Source organism: Roseivirga sp. UBA838 (genome assembly GCF_002296035.1).
GTDB lineage: Bacteria > Bacteroidota > Bacteroidia > Cytophagales > Cyclobacteriaceae > Roseivirga > Roseivirga thermotolerans.
Genome location: NZ_DBHC01000051.1, coordinates 22,752 through 39,664, shown reverse-complemented (window position 1 = coordinate 39,664; position 16,913 = coordinate 22,752). Strand labels below are relative to the sequence as shown.

Here is a 16,913-nt window from a genome sequence, read left to right as displayed (position 1 = left end):
GATTGGTGCCAGAACCACCGTAAATCCATTTTCTGTGCAAGAAATATGCGACTCTCTAAAAGGAGTAGATATTCCAGTAATGGTTAAAAACCCCATTAACCCCGACTTGCAGCTTTGGCTGGGTGCGTTTGAAAGGCTCAACAAGGTGGGCATTAAGAAACTAGCGGCCATACATCGCGGCTTCTCCGACCCCTACGAAAAGCGTTACCGAAACAAACCTGAATGGAGTATGCCCATTCACTTAAAGCGCATGATGCCGGGCATTTCGGTGGTTTGCGACCCAAGTCATATTTGTGGTACCAGAGAAATTATAGCATCGGTGAGCCAGCGAGCCATCAATTTTGGATTGGATGGACTAATGATAGAAACTCATCACGACCCGGATAAGGCCTGGAGCGATGCCAAGCAGCAGGTGACGCCTGAAATGCTGAAGATCATTTATGAAAACCTGAACTTCCGAGAATCCATTGATAAACATCCCGAAGCTATTACTGAACTCGAGCAACTTCGGCAAAAAATAGACCTTCTCGATGGTCAGATCATAGAGTTACTGGCCGATAGGTTTCAGATAATAAAGCAAGTGGGTGATTACAAAAGAGATCATAACCTGGCGGTATATCAGCCCGGAAGGTGGCAAGAAGTAATGGAGTCCAGAATAAGAACAGGCATGAAGAAAAACATGACCGAAAAATTCATGAAAAGTTTATTATTTGCCATTCATGAAGAATCAGTTAAAATGCAGGAAGCACAGCTCAAAGAAGTGAAGACTTCTGTAAAAATATGAGTATACAAATCGATGATATCAGTTTAAGCCTACCCTCGTTTTTCAACCAAAGCAAACATTCGCAGATTGCTGTTTTGGTAGATGAAAACACAAGGGCTCATTGCTACCCAAAAATTAAATCTTTATTGCCCGAGCATCAACTTATTGAGGTAGCATCGGGTGAGATAAATAAAAATCTGCAAACCTGCGAGCACATATGGAAAGAGCTCACCAGGCACCAGTTCGACCGCAAGGCCCTGCTGGTTAATCTGGGGGGCGGAGTAATTGGCGATATGGGTGGTTTTTGTGCCGTAGCTTATAAAAGAGGGATCGACTTTATCAACATTCCTACTACCCTGCTGGCCGCTGTAGATGCCAATATTGGTGGTAAACTGGGTATCGATTTTCATGGTTTTAAAAACCACCTGGGCTTTTTTCAGGATCCACTGCATGTATTTATTGACCCGATTTTTCTGGAAACTTTGCCCGAACGCGAGCTTAGATCCGGTTTTGCCGAGGTGGTAAAGCATGGTTTAATAGCCGATGCCGACTATTTTGAAAAGGTGAGTTCAAAAGGGCTTAAGCAAGAGAATTGGAATGCTGTAATTGCTCACAGTATTCATATTAAGGATGCGGTAGTAAAAGAAGACCCCAAAGAGAGAGGTCTTCGCAAAATCTTGAACTTTGGCCACACCATAGGGCATGCCATTGAAAGCTACTACCTGCACACAGAAAACAGGCTACTCCATGGCGAAGCTATTGCTATAGGAATGATATGCGAAAGCTACCTCTCCGGTAAATTATTGGGTTTATCGGATAGTGCTGTCAAAACTATTTCTCAAACCTTAAAAGGTATTTATCCGGAACTAAGAATAGAAAAAAGACATTTTACAAGCATCATTGAACTGATGTACCACGACAAAAAGAATATCAACAACTTCCTCAATCACTCATTACTCTACGAAATAGGCCGGGCAGGTTACGATATTGCCGTAGACGAAAAAGATGTAATGGACTCATTGTTTTACTACTCCAAAACCTAAACTCCTTGGACAACAAAAAACTACCACATAGCCCCAAATTAAAATCAGTTGATATACCTCTTGAGGCTTCTAAAAGTGAGAGCAATCGGGCCCTTATAATCAACGCCATTTCGGGCAACCGTTCGGTAATCAGAAACCTGTCGAATGCCAGAGATACACAAACGATGCTTCGCTTACTGAGCTCAGAAGAAACAACGCTCGATGTGCTTGATGCAGGCACCACCATGCGTTTTCTAACAGCCTATTCTATATTGGGTGAACAGCCCAAAATACTTACGGGCACCGAACGCATGCAGCAAAGGCCCATTCATATATTGGCCAAATCGCTCAAACAACTCGGTACCAAAATCAAGTACCTCAACGAAGAAGGCTTTCCTCCTTTGCGCATAAAGCCACTGGAGCATCAGAAAACAAATCGATTGAGTATTAGAGGCGATGTGAGTAGTCAGTTTATATCGGCCTTGTTGATGATAGCTCCCGCATTGCCCCAAGGGCTTAGTCTGGAACTGAAAGGCAAAGTTGGCAGCCGTCCTTACATTCAGATGACATTGGACATGATGCGTCTCTTCGGTGTACAGTCTAACTGGACCAACAACACCATAGAAATTGCTCCACAGAGCTACGGAGAATACCCTTATGTGGTAGAGTCTGACTGGTCTGGGGCTAGCTACTGGTATAGCTTTGTCGCCCTGGCCGATGAGGCTAAAATAAAGCTACTGGGCCTACGGCAGAAGTCGCTACAGGGCGACATAGCCATTGTGCGGATTATGAACCAGCTGGGTGTAATGAGCACTTTCGAAGATGATGGGGTGGTGTTGGAGAAAATTCCGCATCAGGAAGAGTTGGAGTTCGATTTCTCTGATTGTCCGGATCTTGCACAAACGGTTGCTGTAGTTTGTGGCATAAAAGGAATCCACTGCCGCATGACCGGCCTGGAAAGCCTCCGAATCAAAGAAACGGATCGAATTAAAGCCCTCAAAAAAGAGCTCAAAAAATTTAAGATTAAACTCAAAGAAGTTGAAGAAGGCCTCTGGGAGGTGAAATCGAAGTATCAGCCAAGTGAAGAGATTATAGCAATTGAAACCTATGACGACCATCGCATGGCTATGGCCTTTGCCCCCATAATGACCCGGCAGCCAATAATCATTCACAACCCCTCGGTAGTGAATAAATCATACCCTGGTTTTTGGGAGCATGTGGAGATGGTAACCCTTTAGATTCCTTAAAGCATCAAAAACGAATGACTATTTGAGGGTATTCTTAATAATTGATTAACTGGCCTTTCGAAACTAGAAGGCATAAGCTGCAATCACCATCAAAGTAATAATTAACCCTAGCTTGTTTTCGGTACTATAGCTTCTTGAGGAAGATTTAAAACTTGGTTCCAGCTGTCAAATTTATATTGATTACAAAATGAAGAAAACCGTAAACTCTAGCTTACTCATTTGCTCAAATCGTATTTAACAACAGCCACTTCATTCCCCTCTTCAGGAGACTCAAGAGTTAACCCATAAAGGATATTTCTCTCCCAATCGATATCAAACGCATAGATTGGAATGTTCAATTTGAATCTAATTAACGGCTGTAGTTTATAATTAAACAGAAACAGTTCATCTTGATGGAAACCCTGTTCAGAAGTGTTTTTCCCATCAAAAAGAACGTAAATCATATTATTGCCCAAAACCGGATATGTGTAAGCATCTCTGGAATTCTTAATGGGGGCCACCATTCTCCCCCCTCCACCAACAGACTTAGTTTCTAAAAGAGGTTCGAATAACTCAGGTCCACGAGCTGACGATATCAAATTGAAATCAGAATCATAAAGTTCAAGATAGTCCGTATATGCATGTGTTAAAGCGAAGTATTCTGCTTCCGGATCTGTATTCATGAAGGCCATAAACACCTGTGATTTAAATTGAGGGCTTTGTTGCGGGTAATCAATCTCAGGATAAAAACCACCTTCTTTAATGATGGCAGCATCTTCTAAACTTAGTTTATATAGCCTATTTTCTTCATTCCCAGATAACGAGCTTATTAAATCAATGACGTGTCCCTTTCGGTCAATTTTTGGATAGTAGGTTTGGAGTGAGTCTAATTCAATCGTATTCTTAGGCATTAAAGATTTCTCTCCAATGGTTTTTTCCAGATCGTATACGTCAATCCTTTTTTGAATCATATCGTGTATGTATAGCTCATTTTTAGAATGACTCAACTGAACATCTGTCGCATTGAGCATTTCGCCCGGACCCTGTCCTTTTGAAACAAGCTCATTGATCAATTTCTTACTCCTTATATCATATACTTGCAACCATTTACTATGACCAGCAGTGGTTATGTACATCAGCTCCTTAGAACCATCAACCTTAATTCTGAGTGGCAGCTTCAAAGAATCCAAAGCAATCACTTCTCCAGAAAGATTTAATTCATATTTGAAATCTGAGTAAGTGAAAACTCCCTTTTTATTAAGACCTTTCACTTGCGCATTACTACTTCTTTCAGAAAAACACGACAATAGTATAAAGACGATTACTGTTAAATATTTATTCATGGAAAGACCTAGGGGATTTACTCTTAGCTTTTAAACGATAAGATTTATTAAAAAAATGGCAACTATGACTTAGACGTGTTCCAAAGGCCAGTTAGGGCACCTTCTATTTAAAACCAATTTCCATGGCTACTCGGCAAACTCGTGTTTCAAAAGCTAGTATAACCTTCAATACTTCTGTAAGCTTTGCTTTCATTACTAAATGCCCGAAGCCCAAACATTGACAATAGAGCTAAAGTCAGGGCTCCTGCGAACCTTATCCCAAACAAGGATGAACCGAGCGCACATTCGCACTTGTAAACAACTGTATATCAAACTGATAATATTTCAACCTAATTTATTTCTATAACACATCCAAATTAACATTATTGATTTGAAATGAAAATATCCAAAGATTTTGTTGATTTATAGTGTAAAGGGAATTGCAATTCTATATGGACCGCAAAAAAAGAATAGAACCCTAGTCTATGACGACCATCGCATGGCTATGGCCTTTGCCCCCATAATGACCCGGCAGCCAATAATCATTCACAACCCCTCGGTAGTGAATAAATCATACCCTGGTTTTTGGGAGCATGTGGACAAAATAAGGTTAGAAAAATAAATGATTAAAAAAGAGGAACAGAGTTCCTCTTTTGTTGCCTTTAATATGGTTCGGTTGAACAATACTCCTTGCCGTTACCACAATCAATCCAAAATGACTGCTGTTCTGTACTCCAGCCCCCTGAGCAATGAGGGCTTGTTCCTACACAACAAGCCAGACCGTTTTCACAATTTCTTACACATTCTCCTGGATCATCGGCTATACATTTCCCTGGTCCTTGTCCGAAAGAGCTAAAGCCGAAGAAAATCATGACTAAGGAAAAGACCGATAGCGTAATTTTTCTTTTAATTTTTCTCATAATTTATTGTTTAAATGTATTTATAAAATTTGCAGAGTCCTCACTCTGTTCAATTCCTGCTAATGGAAAAAATGCATCTTTAATCTCACCCTCTTCATTCAAATTGATCATGAAGGGTGTCATAAAGCCATTGTAACTTTGATCGATTTTATGATATGAATGAAGATTTGCGTATTTACTATTTTCCAAAAGAGGTTTAAAATTATCAGTATACTCTCCTTCGTAGATATTATAATAAAAAATTTCAGAATCGGGTATATTAAAAAAGACTTCATCCATCATCTTAACTGCTTTAAAAATACAGGTGTTGCAGTCTAAAGAGTTATACACCAAAATCATTGTATTTGTACTCCATCCATTCTTGTTTGGTGTAAGTAAAAACTTTTCACCTTTCAGTCTTTTTCTATAGTTCTCTGCCCGATCAGTTATTCTATCAAATTGCACTTCACTTTGACTCAATTTTTCTGATGAATTAGTCTGACAGCAATTTGTTAAAGTAATTAGCACGCAACATAAAATTGCCTTAATCAAATCTTTCATATCAGTCAATTTGAAACTTCATTAATTCTGCACCAGCTTTCTCAAAAGCATACAGGATATTCTCATCTACAGCGATTTCGTAGAAAAAGGAATTTGGCACATCAAGTTTAAGAACCCTATCAAAAGTCAGCTTATCTCCCTTTGCATTTATAACTATTATTTCGTTAGAAGCTAGCGCCTTATTGTTTCCTATGAACAATAAATATATGGTGTCCTCAAACGATGTAATATCTCTATAGTAATCAAATTGCAAAGTATATTTTCGTCTCGGATTTTGTTTTAAAAGTTCATCGTATACTCTTGACCTAAAACCCAAAAATTCACTCAAATCTAAACTATCAAGAACTTCCCCTTTAGAACTAAAAAGCTGTACAAAAGGTCTAGATGACCAAACTGAAGCCACTTTCCCATCTTTTAGAGCGAGAATATTTTGACTATTGATAGATCGATGATGGGAATAATTCTCAAATTCTTGAACTGTACCAAAAGTCTTTACAATATCCATTTTCTTATCAAAATGAACTATTGGCTTATCTGAGCGTAAACTTGGAGCAAAAATTTCACCTGAAGGAAATATTGCTGGCTTTCTATCGTACAACATTATTAATGTGTCCTTTGGCCTCATTTTTCTTTGGAATCTCCCCTTCAAATCGAATTGTGAAACTTGTAACTTATGATTATCGAAAACGAACAAACTTTCGTTTTCAAATTGAACGAAATTTGCCCCCAAAATTTCTTCAGGACCGTATCCTCTCTCGATGTAATTTTGAACTTCGAACTTATTGTTCAAAATCAACGACTTGTTGAGCTTGGCATCGTTTATGAAAATTCGGCCATCCTTAGCAGCAATCTCTGTTATACCATCAGTAACAAACGTTGTATCATTAAATTGATTATACCTAGCCTCAACAGACAAACTAATATACTCCAACCTAGTTTTTCTTGATTCACTATTGCAGCAGGTTGCAAAAAATACAACAAAAGCAAGTCCTAATATTTTTACAACTTCTTTTTTTCTCATTGTTTTACTTTACTACGAAAATATAAAATTTATTTTTTTAAATACTCAAACCAGGGTCTAAATATTAACAATAACATAACTTACACCGAAGTTATTCTTTCAATACTTTTAGTGCATGACTAAGAAGAAAAAACTCGAAAACATCTCGATAGGCGAAGTATTTCGCAGAATTATATGGCCCAAAAGGGGCATGTTGTTATTCGGCCTGGTACTCATCTTACTACGAAGTGCCGCAACCTTAGTTCCTCCAAAAGCCACACAGTATTTAATAGATGATGTTGTGGTTGCAGGTGATGTTTCAGAATTAAAGAGGATAGTTGTTTTTGTAGTTCTTGCAATTGTTGTTCAGGCAGTTACATCCTTTATGCTTACCAGAATTTTGAGCGTTCAAGCCCAAAAACTGATAGCCAACCTCAGAGTGCAGGTTCAGAAGAAAATTCTATCACTTCCGATAAACTTTTTCGATAGCCAAAAGTCAGGAGCCCTGGTCTCTAGAATTATGACTGATGTGGAAGGTGTCAGAAATCTGGTAGGAACAGGGTTTGTTCAGTTAATAGGTGGATCAATAACGGCTGTTGCTGTATTAGTAATACTGATCAATATGAATGCTCGATTGACTGCTCTAATAGTGATCCCTATAGTCTTATTTGGCGTGATTGCCATGAAAGCATTTGGCATTTTGCGACCTGAATTCAGAAAAAGAGGAAAGCTCAATGCAGAAGTTACAGGTAGGTTGACTGAAACTTTAAATGGAGTAAGAGTTATTAAAGGTTTCGGAGCAGAACAACAGGAAATTAAAATATTTGAAAAAGGGGTCATATCGCTATACGAAGTAGTCAAAAAAACCCTTACAGCTACAGCATTCGTATCAAGCTCTGCCACATTCCTCTTGGCTGGCGTTGCCTCAACCAGTATACTAGGACTAGGAGGATACTACATTATCAATGGAAGTATGACCTCCGGTGAACTGGTAGCCTTTATTGCCTATTTGGCCGTGGTTGTTGCTCCGGTTCTCCAAATGTCGAACATTGGTAGTCAGATTACCGAAGCATTTGCCGGGCTCGATCGTACTGAAGAAATAATGCAAACTCCGTCAGAAGAAGATGATCAAACCCGAACCGTGGCGTTGGGCCCAATACATGGAGATATTCGGTTCGAAAACGTTTCTTTTGCTTACGATGGAGATGACGATGTAATCAAAAACATATCGTTCGATGCGCCAGCAGGTTCTGTTACCGCACTGGTGGGTTCGTCCGGCTCAGGCAAGTCTACCATAGCAGGTCTGGCAGCTACTTTCCTCAACCCTAGAGAAGGACGTGTTACGGTAGACGGCACTGATCTTTCTACGGTGAAGCTCAGCAGTTTTCGCGAGCAATTGGGTGTAGTACTACAAGACGATTTCCTCTTTGAAGGAACCATCCGCGAAAACATACTTTTCCCTCGCCCCAATGCCACGGAACAACAGCTACAGGAGGCTGTGGAAGCGGCCTATGTCAAGGAATTCACAGATAGGTTTGAGAAAGGCCTCGATACAGTGATTGGAGAAAGAGGGGTGAAGCTATCAGGAGGCCAACGCCAACGACTAGCCATTGCCAGGGCCATTTTGGCCAACCCGAGAATTCTCATTTTAGACGAAGCCACCTCCAACCTTGACACCGAGAGTGAATCTTATATTCAACAAAGCCTCAACGAGCTTATGAAAGGGCGCACCACTTTTGTAATTGCCCACCGGCTAAGCACCATTAAGAGAGCCGATAAAATATTGGTTATCGAAAAAGGAGAAATAGCCGAAAGCGGCACACATGATGAACTGATTGCAAAAGAAGGGCGGTACTTCCAATTATATACTTACCAAGCCCGAATTTAAAGCACCATAAATATGAAATACCTAATATCACTACTTCTACTTAGCCTGACTTATGGAAGCCTCAAAGCACAGGACCCAAACCGTTTTGCCGAAGAAGTAAGAAAGTTTGAGAATGCAGCAGAAAAATACCCTGCCAAAAACAGAATAGTGTTTACCGGCAGTTCCAGCATCAGGCTTTGGGTAGACTTTAAATCTTACTTTCCTGAACACAACGTTATTAATACCGGCTTTGGTGGCTCTGAAACCTCCGACCTTATTTACTACAAAGATTTACTCATTTCTCAATTCAAACCCAGACAAGTATTTATTTATGAGGGAGACAATGACTTGAATTCAGGAAAATCAGAGTTGGAGGTGTTGGCCGATATTAGCTCTCTTACCCAACAGTTACTCAATGAGGGAATTGAAAGCATAGTAATCATCTCAGCCAAACCGAGTATAGCACGATGGCACCTAAAGCCAGCGTACGAAAAACTAAATGAAGCCTTAAAGCATATGGCAAACCTTAGCCCCAGAGTTCGCTTTGCCGATGTATGGAGTCCTATGCTAAAGGAAGATGGATCGCTTAAAGAAAACATCTTTCTAGACGATGGCCTTCACATGAATAAGAAGGGCTACGACCTCTGGATTAAAGTAATTGGTCCACTTTTGGTGAATCCCTAAAAATTTTCTTTCGCATACAAACCCCACAAAAGAGTCCTTTAAATCTCCTGAAGGGCTTTTTTGACTAACAACTGCGCCCGCCTGCAGATACACCAACAAAACTTTTTATGAATATATGTTGAATATTTCATATAAAGTTTTCATCTTTAATCACCGTTTCACCTAAACGTATGAAAACACTAACCGTCTACGCGCTATTGCTGGGGACGGGACTAACCACCTTGCTTTCGATTTTAGATAATCGCGAGAGCCATGTGGCCGAGTTGTCCCCAATAGCTTTAGAATCGCCCTTCGATTCTAAGCTTAAAGTAGAGTTGCCCCTACCCGGCCCTGCTTTGAAAGATTCTTCGGCCACCGTCCGAAAGAAAGAGTATCACATCTATTTTGAAAATCGCTCTACCGAAGCCATTGAAGTAGCCATTCGGTATAAAAGCTATAATGGAGATTGGGAAACTTCTGACATGGTTACCCTAGCCGCAGGAGAAAAAAGACGCATGGGAGTTTCTGACGAAAAGACCTACTTCTACTATGCAGAAAACAAACGCAAGTGGAAGAAAAAGAAATGGAAGGGTTCGCACCATTTTAGCCTGGGTGAAGAAACCTCTAACAAGGTAAAGTTTATAAAGGAACAGATATGGGAGTGTTACGACACTAAAATGTGCAACGCATTTGCAGTGTTTAGGTAACGTTAAGACAGGGGGGCTTGCTGGGAGCTCCCCTTCTCTTTATTCTCACCCCCACTTTTACCTTACATCCCATACGCTACTTAGGCCATCCGTATCCAATTTTTAGGTAAGCCACAGCAAGAAAATCCGTTACAACGCCTGAAAATAGGCCGGAGCTTTTAGCAATCGGCTGCCATACCAGCTAAACATCTCTCCATCTACCAACCTCATCTCAACGCCAGGCAACTCATTTCTAATTTCAGACATGTGCTTTTCTTGGAAAGGGTATGGCTCTGAACTCAATAGAATAACTTCCGGGTCGAGCACTTTAATATCTTCTAACCTCAGCTCGGGGTAGCGAGTCTCTTTCACCAGATTTTCGAACCCTGCCATCGACAGCATTTCATCAACAAAAGTATTTTTACCGGCCGCCATGTATGGATCTTTCCAGATGAGGTAAACTGCCCTTCGCTTCTTTAGCGACTGCTCCTGCAGGGGTGCAAAAGCACTAAGTACATCTACTACCAGTGCCTCAGCCTCCTTTTCCCGACCAATTAATTGTCCAATAGCCTCCATCATATCCAGCGCCTCATTGAGCGAAGCAATGTCACTCATCCAAACAGGGTATCTGGTGGCCAGCTCATTGATAAAACCCTCTTCGTTTTCTTCTTTATTCCCAATAATCAGGTCTGGAGACAGCTCTTCGATTCTATTGAAATGAACTTGTTTTGTACCTCCTACTATGACTTTCTCTTTTCGCCAATGAGCAGGATGAATACAAAACTTGGTAATCCCAACCACCTCCTTATTCAACCCCAAGTCGTGAAGAAGTTCGGTTTGAGAAGGCACCAAAGAAACAATACGTTTGGGTATATCGGGCAACTCCACCGATCGCCCCATTTGGTCGGTAAACTTCATAGAACAATTGCTGCGCCCAATGGCTTAATATTTAACGATGGTTGTGAATGGGTCAGGTTCCGGATGTTCACTCCTAAAAGTAAATAGCCGGAAACTCTACTTTGATCCTACTTGAGATACCTGAAATCGTGGCCGCTTTCCAACTGAATCAAAAACTGATACATTAGTTCTATCACCTGTTCAACATCTTGCTCATGAGCTGTTTCAACAGTGGTGTGCATGTATTTTAAAGGCAGCGAAATTAAAGCAGCCGGCACCCCTTCGTTGCTATAAGCAAAAGCATCGGTATCCGTTCCGGTAGACCTGGAAGACGCACTTCTTTGATAAGGAATGTTTCTGGATTCGGCCACACCAATAAGCATGTTTAGCAGGTTATTCTGCACGGCCGGACCATAAGTTAGCACCGGACCATTGCCACATTTTTGATCGCCCTGATATTTCTTCTCATACATGGGCGACTGTGTATCATGACAAACATCGGTACAAATGGCTACATGGGGCTTGATTCGTGCGGCAATCATTTCGGCTCCTCTTAAACCAATTTCCTCTTGCACGGCATTTACTATATACAAACCAAACGGAAGTTTATTGCCTTGCTCCTTTAACTTTCTAGCCACCTGGGCAATCATATAGCCTCCAATTCGGTTGTCGAGCGCTCGGCCACACCAGTATTTTCCATTGAGTTTAAACAGCTCATCATCGAAAGTAGCTACTGTGCCCACATGAATGCCCATATCGAGTACTTCTTGTTTCGAGGAAGCACCCACATCGATGAAAATATTCTTAAGTGTGGGGGCATTTTCATTCTCTTTTTCGCGCACGTGTATAGCTGGCCAGCCAAAAACGCCCTTCACTACTCCCTTTTCCGTATGAAGGTTTACACGCTTGGAAGGAGCAATTTGATGGTCGCTGCCACCATTGCGAATCACATAGATATAGCCATCGTCCGAAATGTAATTGACAAACCAACTAATCTCATCGGCATGAGCTTCTATAACCACCTTGTATTCAGCTTCGGGGTTAATTACTCCCACCGCTGTACCGTAGTTGTCTGTAAAGTAAGTATCTGTGTATGGCTTAATGTAGTCGAGCCAAATTTGCTGGCCACTGGTCTCAAAACCGGTGGGCGAAGCATTGTTCAAGTACTTTATTAGAAATTCTTCTCTATTCATCTCCTTCTCTGTTCTGTTCTTTTAAGTTAAAGCGGAATGTTGCCATGCTTCTTTTTAGGCAGTGTATCCACTTTATTTTCGAGCATTTTAAAGGCTTTTATCAGTTTAGCTCTGGTTTGCTCCGGAACAATAACCTCATCGATAAAGCCTCTGCGAGCTGCTCCGTAAGGGTTGGCAAATTTAGCGGTATACTCATCTACCTTTTCTTGCAGCTTTGCCTCCGGGTCTTCAGCTTCAGCTATCTCCTTCTTAAAGATGATTTCTGCAGCTCCCTTGGCTCCCATTACCGCAATCTCGGCCATTGGCCAAGCATAGTTCATGTCGGCACCAATGTGTTTGGAGTTCATTACATCATAGGCTCCGCCATACGCTTTTCGGGTAATTACAGTAATTCTAGGCACGGTAGCTTCTGCAAAAGCATAAAGTAGTTTAGCTCCATTGGTAATAATGCCGTTCCATTCCTGATCGGTTCCGGGTAAAAATCCGGGCACATCTTCCAGCACAAGCAGGGGAATGTTAAAACAGTCACAAAAACGCACAAACCGAGCTCCTTTGGTAGAAGAAGCAATATCGAGTACTCCGGCCAAAGCAGCAGGCTGGTTACCCACTATACCAATACTTCTTCCTCCCAAACGGGCAAAACCCACAATTATGTTTTCGGCATAGTTCTTATGTACTTCGAAGAAAGAGTCTTCATCAACCAATTGCTCAATCACCTCGTGCATGTCGTATGGCTGATTGGGATTGTCCGGAATGACATTGTTCAACCCTTTGCGCACCTCATTTTCAGGCAAGTACTCATAAACGGGGGCATCTTCTTCACAGTTTTGAGGAATATATGAAAGCAATCGCTTGATATCATTAATGCACTGTACCTCGTTGGCCGATGCAAAATGAGTAACTCCACTTTTGGAGCTGTGGGTACTGGCTCCACCAAGCTCTTCGGCCGTCACATCTTCCTGAGTAACCGTTTTTACCACATTGGGGCCCGTAACAAACATATATGAGGTGTTTTCTACCATGAATATGAAATCGGTAATGGCCGGAGAATACACCGCCCCACCGGCACATGGCCCCATAATGGCGGATATCTGAGGTATTAGTCCTGAAGCCCGTGTGTTGCGGTAGAAAATATCGGCATAGCCACCCAACGAAACTACTCCTTCCTGAATTCGTGCCCCACCACTATCATTCAGCCCAATAATTGGAGCTCCATTCTTCATGGCCAAATCCATAATCTTACAGATCTTCTCAGCATGTGTTTCGGATAGTGAGCCTCCAAAAACGGTGAAATCCTGAGAATAAACGTATACCAGTCGGCCATTTACAGTACCGTAGCCTGTTACTACACCATCGCCCAAAAACTTTTGCTTATCCAGGCCAAAATCGGTTGCCCTGTGTTCTACAAACTTGCCGATTTCCTCAAATGAACCTTCGTCTAAAAGGAGGGCAATTCGCTCTCTGGCGGTTAGTTTCTTTCTGGCATGTTGAGCCTCAATTCTTTTCTTTCCTCCGCCCAAAAGAGCCTTGGCATTCTTCTCTTCTAGCAAAGCATATTTCTCTGCTTTTGTCAAAACTTTGAGCGGTGCTTTTTCTGCTTTCTTATCTGCCATAGGTAGTTCTGTAATTTGGTAGCCAAAGATAGAGACATACATGGAATTATGAATTTTGAGAAAGGTATTTGTCCATAGTGGCTCTCTATTTTTAGTGAATAAATCCTATATTCGGCCAACTTTTCGCGGAGTAGGGTATGAGGAAAGCTGTCATAGATTTAGGAACCAATACCTTCCATTTGTTCATTGTAGAACTTGAGGCAGGAGTGCTCAAAACACTCTACAAGGAGAAAATTGCCGTAAAAATTGGTAAAAATGGCATTAGCAAAGGCCTCATTGCAAAAGATGCCATGAAGAGAGCCGTTCATACGTTGGAGGTTTTCAAAACAGTACTCAACCAGTTTGAGGTAACCGATGTAATAGGGGTGGCTACCAGCGCCATTCGAAATGCGCGTAATGGTCAAGAACTCTTAGACAGGATCTACGAATCTACTCAAATCGAAATCCAGATTATTGATGGCGATAAAGAAGCGGAACTGATCTTTGAAGGGGTGAGAGCTGCCGGAGCCGTGGGCAAGAATTATGAACTAGTGATGGACATTGGCGGTGGCAGTGTGGAGTTTATTATTGGCAACGAAGATAAGATACTCTGGAAAAGGAGTTTTGAAATTGGAGCACAACGCTTGCTCGATAAGTTTCATAAAAAAGACCCTATGCCCCCTAAGGCTGTTACCGAGATGTTTGCCTGGCTGGATTCCGAGCTCTCAGATCTGAAGAAGGCTATTGCTGAATATCGGCCTACCGGCCTGATTGGCTGTTCGGGTACCTTTGATACACTCACCGAAATTTACTTTAAGGAAAGTAATCAGGATCGTCCGGTACACCCTACGGTATTTAAGCTACCCATAAAGGCTTATAGGGATACGCATAGGGAGCTTCTAATCAAAGACAAGGCGGCTCGCCTGGCCATTCCGGGTATGGTTTCTATGCGTGTAGACATGATCGTTGTAGCCAGCTGCCTTATTTCTTTTGTTTCTGATCTTATTCCTACTGACCACATTACGGCCTGTACATATGCTCTTAAGGAAGGGGTACTGTACTCCATGGAACATAAACCTATTGCGGAAAAGCAATAATTAACGCAACATGAATCACTACTCGTACGACCAACTCCACACGTTTTCCAAGAAAATATTTCTGGCTATGGGCTGTTCGGAGTCACACGCCACCACGGCTGCCGACACTCTTCTTTCGGCCGATATGCGAGGCGTAGATTCTCATGGCGTGGCTCGGCTTAGCGGTTATGTACGACTATGGGAGAAGAAACGTATTAACGCAAAGCCCAACATTCGAGTGGTTCATGAAAGCCCCAGCACTGCGGTGGTCGATGGCGATGGCGGTCTCGGGTTGGTGGTAGCTCCGTTTGCTATGCAGGTGGCTATTGAAAAAGCTGAAAAGGCCGGAACCGGCTGGGTGGCTGTGAGAAACTCCAACCATTATGGCATTGCGGGTTACCATGCCATGCAGGCTCTAGCCCATGATATGATAGGCATGTCTATGACCAATGCCAGCCCGCTGGTAGCTCCTACTTTTTCTAAGGAAAGACTACTGGGCACTAACCCCATAGCAGTGGCCATTCCGGCCGATGAGGAGCCTCCTTTTGTAGGTGACTTTGCCACCACTACTGCCGCCAATGGCAAGCTGGAAATTCTGCAACGCAAGGGAGAACCCGCTCCCAACGGATGGATTCAGGACAAGGAGGGAAACACCACTACCAATGCCTATGGGGTAAAGGAAGGCGGAGCCTTGCGCCCTCTTGGAGGAGACAGACAGAACGGAAGCCATAAGGGTTATATTCTGGGTTCCATTGTCGATATTTTTTCCGCTGTACTCTCGGGGGCCAACTACGGCCCATGGGCTCCACCATTTGTAAGTTTCATAGACCCGGTGTCAGACCCGGTGGGCGAAGGGTTAGGCCATTTTTTTGGCGCCATGCGAATAGATGCTTTCAGGCCTGCTAGTGAGTTTAAGCAACATATGGATCAATGGATCAGACGGTTCAGAGGCTCTGCCCCCATAGAATCGAATCAGCAGGTACTTATACCCGGAGACCCTGAGAGAGCTTTTGAAAAAGAAAGAAGCGAAAAAGGCATTCCTCTTCTGGAGCCTGTAGAAAAAGATTTGAGAGCTCTGGGAATGAGATTCGAGGTAGAATTTTAGCCAACCTTATATGGAGCCTTGGAACCAATGAATGAATCGGAAGAAGGTATCTGTTGCCCGAAACCCTGTTTAGATATATCTCACTACAATTTAAGAAAGAGAAACCTCCTTAGCCCCTGGCTTAAAAAGTAACACCAAATCGAAAAACCCACGCACTACCATAGGGTGACCGAATGGAATCGTAAGCCAAATTATAGAGCACTGTAATATTTACTCCTCCTCTGGCAAAAATGGGTTGAAAAGTTCCGCCCCCAATAAACACCCCCGGCACCCATTCTCTGGTGGTGCGGTTAGAGCCATCGTTAAGAGGCACCTCCGTATTGAGGGTTTCTACCTCACCATGAGCAAAGTAATTTTCAATAACCGTGTGTCTGAGGAATGCCCTTCCTCCATACACACTATTCGAAACTCTGAACCGATCATTGCCGGGCAGAATAATAAACTCTCTGGAAACATAGAGATAAGTAGCTCCTACCCCCACCGAAAAATCAGTATTAACCATATAGCCAACAAGTGGAGAGATATCTACAAACGATGACCCTCCGCCAAAACCAAGGTTAGCTGAAAAGTTACCACCAAAGAATAACCGATCTTTGAATTGAAGCGAGTCGGCTTCTTCCTCCTCAAAGTAAACCTGCCCCAGAAGGCTGCTCGAGAGGCTTAGCAATACGATGGAATAAAACAGTTTTTTCATATACTAAAAAAGTCCTCGGCTGAGGACTTCGTTTAATCTTCTGTTACTATAACGTAGAGGTCTTCACTCTGTTTCCGCATCATGTATTTTTCGCGGGCAAATTTTTCGAGCAGCTCTTTGTTTGTGCTCAGCTCCTCCCTGTCTTTGAGTACTTCTTGCTTTTTCTGCAGGTAGTATTCTTTTTCAGCCTTCAGTTCATTTAGCCTGCTGGCCATTCTAAACTGGGATAATACATCGTTCGAATCGATGAAAATCATCCAAAAAACGAAGAACAGACCGAAAAGTACGTAGTAGTTCTTCAAAAATTTCGGAATTCTGGTGAAAGGATTCATAGGTTAAAGATACGG

Annotated in this window: 18 protein-coding genes; 9 read left to right on the top strand and 9 right to left on the bottom strand. The window is 42.2% G+C overall.

Annotated features, from left to right (window positions below):
• From B3O12_RS18080 to B3O12_RS18070, 3 genes are all read left to right on the top strand, one after another.
• Window positions 1-784, top strand: a 784-nt coding sequence (locus B3O12_RS18080; RefSeq protein WP_286757302.1) for a chorismate mutase, incomplete at its 5' end; no start/stop codon positions are given.
• Window positions 781-1,806, top strand: a complete 1,026-nt coding sequence (aroB, locus tag B3O12_RS18075) for a 3-dehydroquinate synthase (RefSeq protein WP_286747515.1) — start codon at window positions 781-783, stop codon at window positions 1,804-1,806. The genes B3O12_RS18080 and aroB, both read left to right, overlap by 4 nt.
• A 5-nt stretch (window positions 1,807-1,811) precedes the next feature.
• Window positions 1,812-3,023: a 3-phosphoshikimate 1-carboxyvinyltransferase gene (locus tag B3O12_RS18070; protein ID WP_286757301.1), complete on the top strand. Its 1,212-nt coding sequence runs from the start codon at window positions 1,812-1,814 to the stop codon at window positions 3,021-3,023.
• A 224-nt stretch (window positions 3,024-3,247) separates the two neighbouring features.
• Here B3O12_RS18070 and B3O12_RS18065 read toward each other — a convergent pair whose 3' ends face one another.
• Entirely contained in the window at window positions 3,248-4,354 is a 1,107-nt protein-coding gene (locus tag B3O12_RS18065; protein WP_286757300.1) for a BF3164 family lipoprotein, read from the bottom strand.
• A gap of 394 nt (window positions 4,355-4,748) precedes the next feature.
• Here B3O12_RS18065 and B3O12_RS18060 point away from each other — a divergent pair, with 394 nt between their 5' ends.
• Window positions 4,749-4,955 (top strand): hypothetical protein, encoded by a 207-nt coding sequence (locus B3O12_RS18060; protein ID WP_370299007.1) that lies wholly within the window; start codon window positions 4,749-4,751, stop codon window positions 4,953-4,955.
• A 40-nt stretch (window positions 4,956-4,995) separates the two neighbouring features.
• Here B3O12_RS18060 and B3O12_RS18055 read toward each other — a convergent pair whose 3' ends face one another.
• From B3O12_RS18055 to B3O12_RS18045, 3 genes are read right to left on the bottom strand one after another with little or no spacing between them, the layout of a single operon-like run.
• Complete coding sequence (locus B3O12_RS18055; protein WP_286747520.1) at window positions 4,996-5,253, bottom strand: hypothetical protein; 258 nt, start codon at window positions 5,251-5,253, stop codon at window positions 4,996-4,998.
• 3 nt (window positions 5,254-5,256) lie between these two features.
• Window positions 5,257-5,793 carry a hypothetical protein gene (locus B3O12_RS18050; protein ID WP_189630298.1) on the bottom strand — a complete coding sequence of 179 codons (537 nt, stop codon included), beginning with the start codon at window positions 5,791-5,793 and terminating at the stop codon, window positions 5,257-5,259.
• Window position 5,794: 1 nt separating this feature from the next.
• Complete coding sequence (locus tag B3O12_RS18045; RefSeq protein ID WP_189630297.1) at window positions 5,795-6,814, bottom strand: 6-bladed beta-propeller; 1,020 nt, start codon at window positions 6,812-6,814, stop codon at window positions 5,795-5,797.
• 115 nt (window positions 6,815-6,929) lie between these two features.
• Here B3O12_RS18045 and B3O12_RS18040 point away from each other — a divergent pair, with 115 nt between their 5' ends.
• The 3 genes from B3O12_RS18040 to B3O12_RS18030 all read left to right on the top strand — a co-directional run bounded on the left by B3O12_RS18040 (window position 6,930) and on the right by B3O12_RS18030 (window position 10,030).
• Window positions 6,930-8,681 (top strand): ABC transporter ATP-binding protein, encoded by a 1,752-nt coding sequence (locus B3O12_RS18040; protein ID WP_189630296.1) that lies wholly within the window; start codon window positions 6,930-6,932, stop codon window positions 8,679-8,681.
• A 12-nt stretch (window positions 8,682-8,693) separates the two neighbouring features.
• On the top strand, window positions 8,694-9,344 hold the full coding sequence (locus B3O12_RS18035; RefSeq protein ID WP_189630295.1) for a GDSL-type esterase/lipase family protein: 651 nt from the start codon (window positions 8,694-8,696) through the stop codon (window positions 9,342-9,344).
• A gap of 170 nt (window positions 9,345-9,514) precedes the next feature.
• Window positions 9,515-10,030 (top strand): hypothetical protein, encoded by a 516-nt coding sequence (locus tag B3O12_RS18030; protein ID WP_286757298.1) that lies wholly within the window; start codon window positions 9,515-9,517, stop codon window positions 10,028-10,030.
• Window positions 10,031-10,159: 129 nt separating this feature from the next.
• On the opposite strand, the gene B3O12_RS18025 is transcribed toward B3O12_RS18030, so the two are convergent.
• The 3 genes from B3O12_RS18025 to B3O12_RS18015 form a co-directional block, all read right to left on the bottom strand.
• Window positions 10,160-10,927: a helical backbone metal receptor gene (locus B3O12_RS18025; protein WP_286757297.1), complete on the bottom strand. Its 768-nt coding sequence runs from the start codon at window positions 10,925-10,927 to the stop codon at window positions 10,160-10,162.
• Between the two features lie 107 nt (window positions 10,928-11,034).
• Window positions 11,035-12,099, bottom strand: coding sequence for a M42 family metallopeptidase (locus B3O12_RS18020; RefSeq protein WP_286757295.1), 1,065 nt, complete (start codon window positions 12,097-12,099; stop codon window positions 11,035-11,037).
• Window positions 12,100-12,125: 26 nt separating this feature from the next.
• Window positions 12,126-13,712: an acyl-CoA carboxylase subunit beta gene (locus B3O12_RS18015; protein ID WP_189630804.1), complete on the bottom strand. Its 1,587-nt coding sequence runs from the start codon at window positions 13,710-13,712 to the stop codon at window positions 12,126-12,128.
• Between the two features lie 137 nt (window positions 13,713-13,849).
• On the opposite strand from B3O12_RS18015, the gene B3O12_RS18010 reads away from it, so the two are divergent.
• Both B3O12_RS18010 and B3O12_RS18005 read left to right on the top strand, forming a co-directional pair.
• Window positions 13,850-14,788: an exopolyphosphatase gene (locus B3O12_RS18010; protein ID WP_189630291.1), complete on the top strand. Its 939-nt coding sequence runs from the start codon at window positions 13,850-13,852 to the stop codon at window positions 14,786-14,788.
• A 10-nt stretch (window positions 14,789-14,798) separates the two neighbouring features.
• Window positions 14,799-15,872, top strand: a complete 1,074-nt coding sequence (locus tag B3O12_RS18005; protein WP_286757294.1) for an Ldh family oxidoreductase — start codon at window positions 14,799-14,801, stop codon at window positions 15,870-15,872.
• A gap of 121 nt (window positions 15,873-15,993) precedes the next feature.
• On the opposite strand, the gene B3O12_RS18000 is transcribed toward B3O12_RS18005, so the two are convergent.
• Window positions 15,994-16,566 (bottom strand): hypothetical protein, encoded by a 573-nt coding sequence (locus B3O12_RS18000; RefSeq protein WP_229838640.1) that lies wholly within the window; start codon window positions 16,564-16,566, stop codon window positions 15,994-15,996.
• A gap of 32 nt (window positions 16,567-16,598) precedes the next feature.
• The gene (locus B3O12_RS17995) at window positions 16,599-16,898 is read right to left on the bottom strand and encodes an FtsB family cell division protein (RefSeq protein WP_286747527.1); all 300 of its coding nucleotides are present in this window, start codon (window positions 16,896-16,898) and stop codon (window positions 16,599-16,601) included.
• Window positions 16,899-16,913 lie beyond the last annotated feature (15 nt).

Bases quoted from the DNA above. Each gene is read 5' to 3' on its own strand.
- B3O12_RS18035 (WP_189630295.1), top strand. From the start codon at position 8,694: ATGAAATACCTAATATCACTACTTCTACTTAGCCTGACTTATGGAAGC.
- B3O12_RS18005 (WP_286757294.1), top strand. From the start codon at position 14,799: ATGAATCACTACTCGTACGACCAACTCCACACGTTTTCCAAGAAAATA.
- B3O12_RS18040 (WP_189630296.1), top strand. From the start codon at position 6,930: ATGACTAAGAAGAAAAAACTCGAAAACATCTCGATAGGCGAAGTATTT.
- B3O12_RS18050 (WP_189630298.1), bottom strand. From the start codon at position 5,793: ATGAAAGATTTGATTAAGGCAATTTTATGTTGCGTGCTAATTACTTTA.
- B3O12_RS18025 (WP_286757297.1), bottom strand. From the start codon at position 10,927: ATGAAGTTTACCGACCAAATGGGGCGATCGGTGGAGTTGCCCGATATA.
- aroB (WP_286747515.1), top strand. From the start codon at position 781: ATGAGTATACAAATCGATGATATCAGTTTAAGCCTACCCTCGTTTTTC.
- B3O12_RS18030 (WP_286757298.1), top strand. From the start codon at position 9,515: ATGAAAACACTAACCGTCTACGCGCTATTGCTGGGGACGGGACTAACC.
- B3O12_RS17995 (WP_286747527.1), bottom strand. From the start codon at position 16,898: ATGAATCCTTTCACCAGAATTCCGAAATTTTTGAAGAACTACTACGTA.
- B3O12_RS18010 (WP_189630291.1), top strand. From the start codon at position 13,850: ATGAGGAAAGCTGTCATAGATTTAGGAACCAATACCTTCCATTTGTTC.
- B3O12_RS18065 (WP_286757300.1), bottom strand. From the start codon at position 4,354: ATGAATAAATATTTAACAGTAATCGTCTTTATACTATTGTCGTGTTTT.
- B3O12_RS18020 (WP_286757295.1), bottom strand. From the start codon at position 12,099: ATGAATAGAGAAGAATTTCTAATAAAGTACTTGAACAATGCTTCGCCC.
- B3O12_RS18055 (WP_286747520.1), bottom strand. From the start codon at position 5,253: ATGAGAAAAATTAAAAGAAAAATTACGCTATCGGTCTTTTCCTTAGTC.
- B3O12_RS18000 (WP_229838640.1), bottom strand. From the start codon at position 16,566: ATGAAAAAACTGTTTTATTCCATCGTATTGCTAAGCCTCTCGAGCAGC.
- B3O12_RS18015 (WP_189630804.1), bottom strand. From the start codon at position 13,712: ATGGCAGATAAGAAAGCAGAAAAAGCACCGCTCAAAGTTTTGACAAAA.
- B3O12_RS18045 (WP_189630297.1), bottom strand. From the start codon at position 6,814: ATGAGAAAAAAAGAAGTTGTAAAAATATTAGGACTTGCTTTTGTTGTA.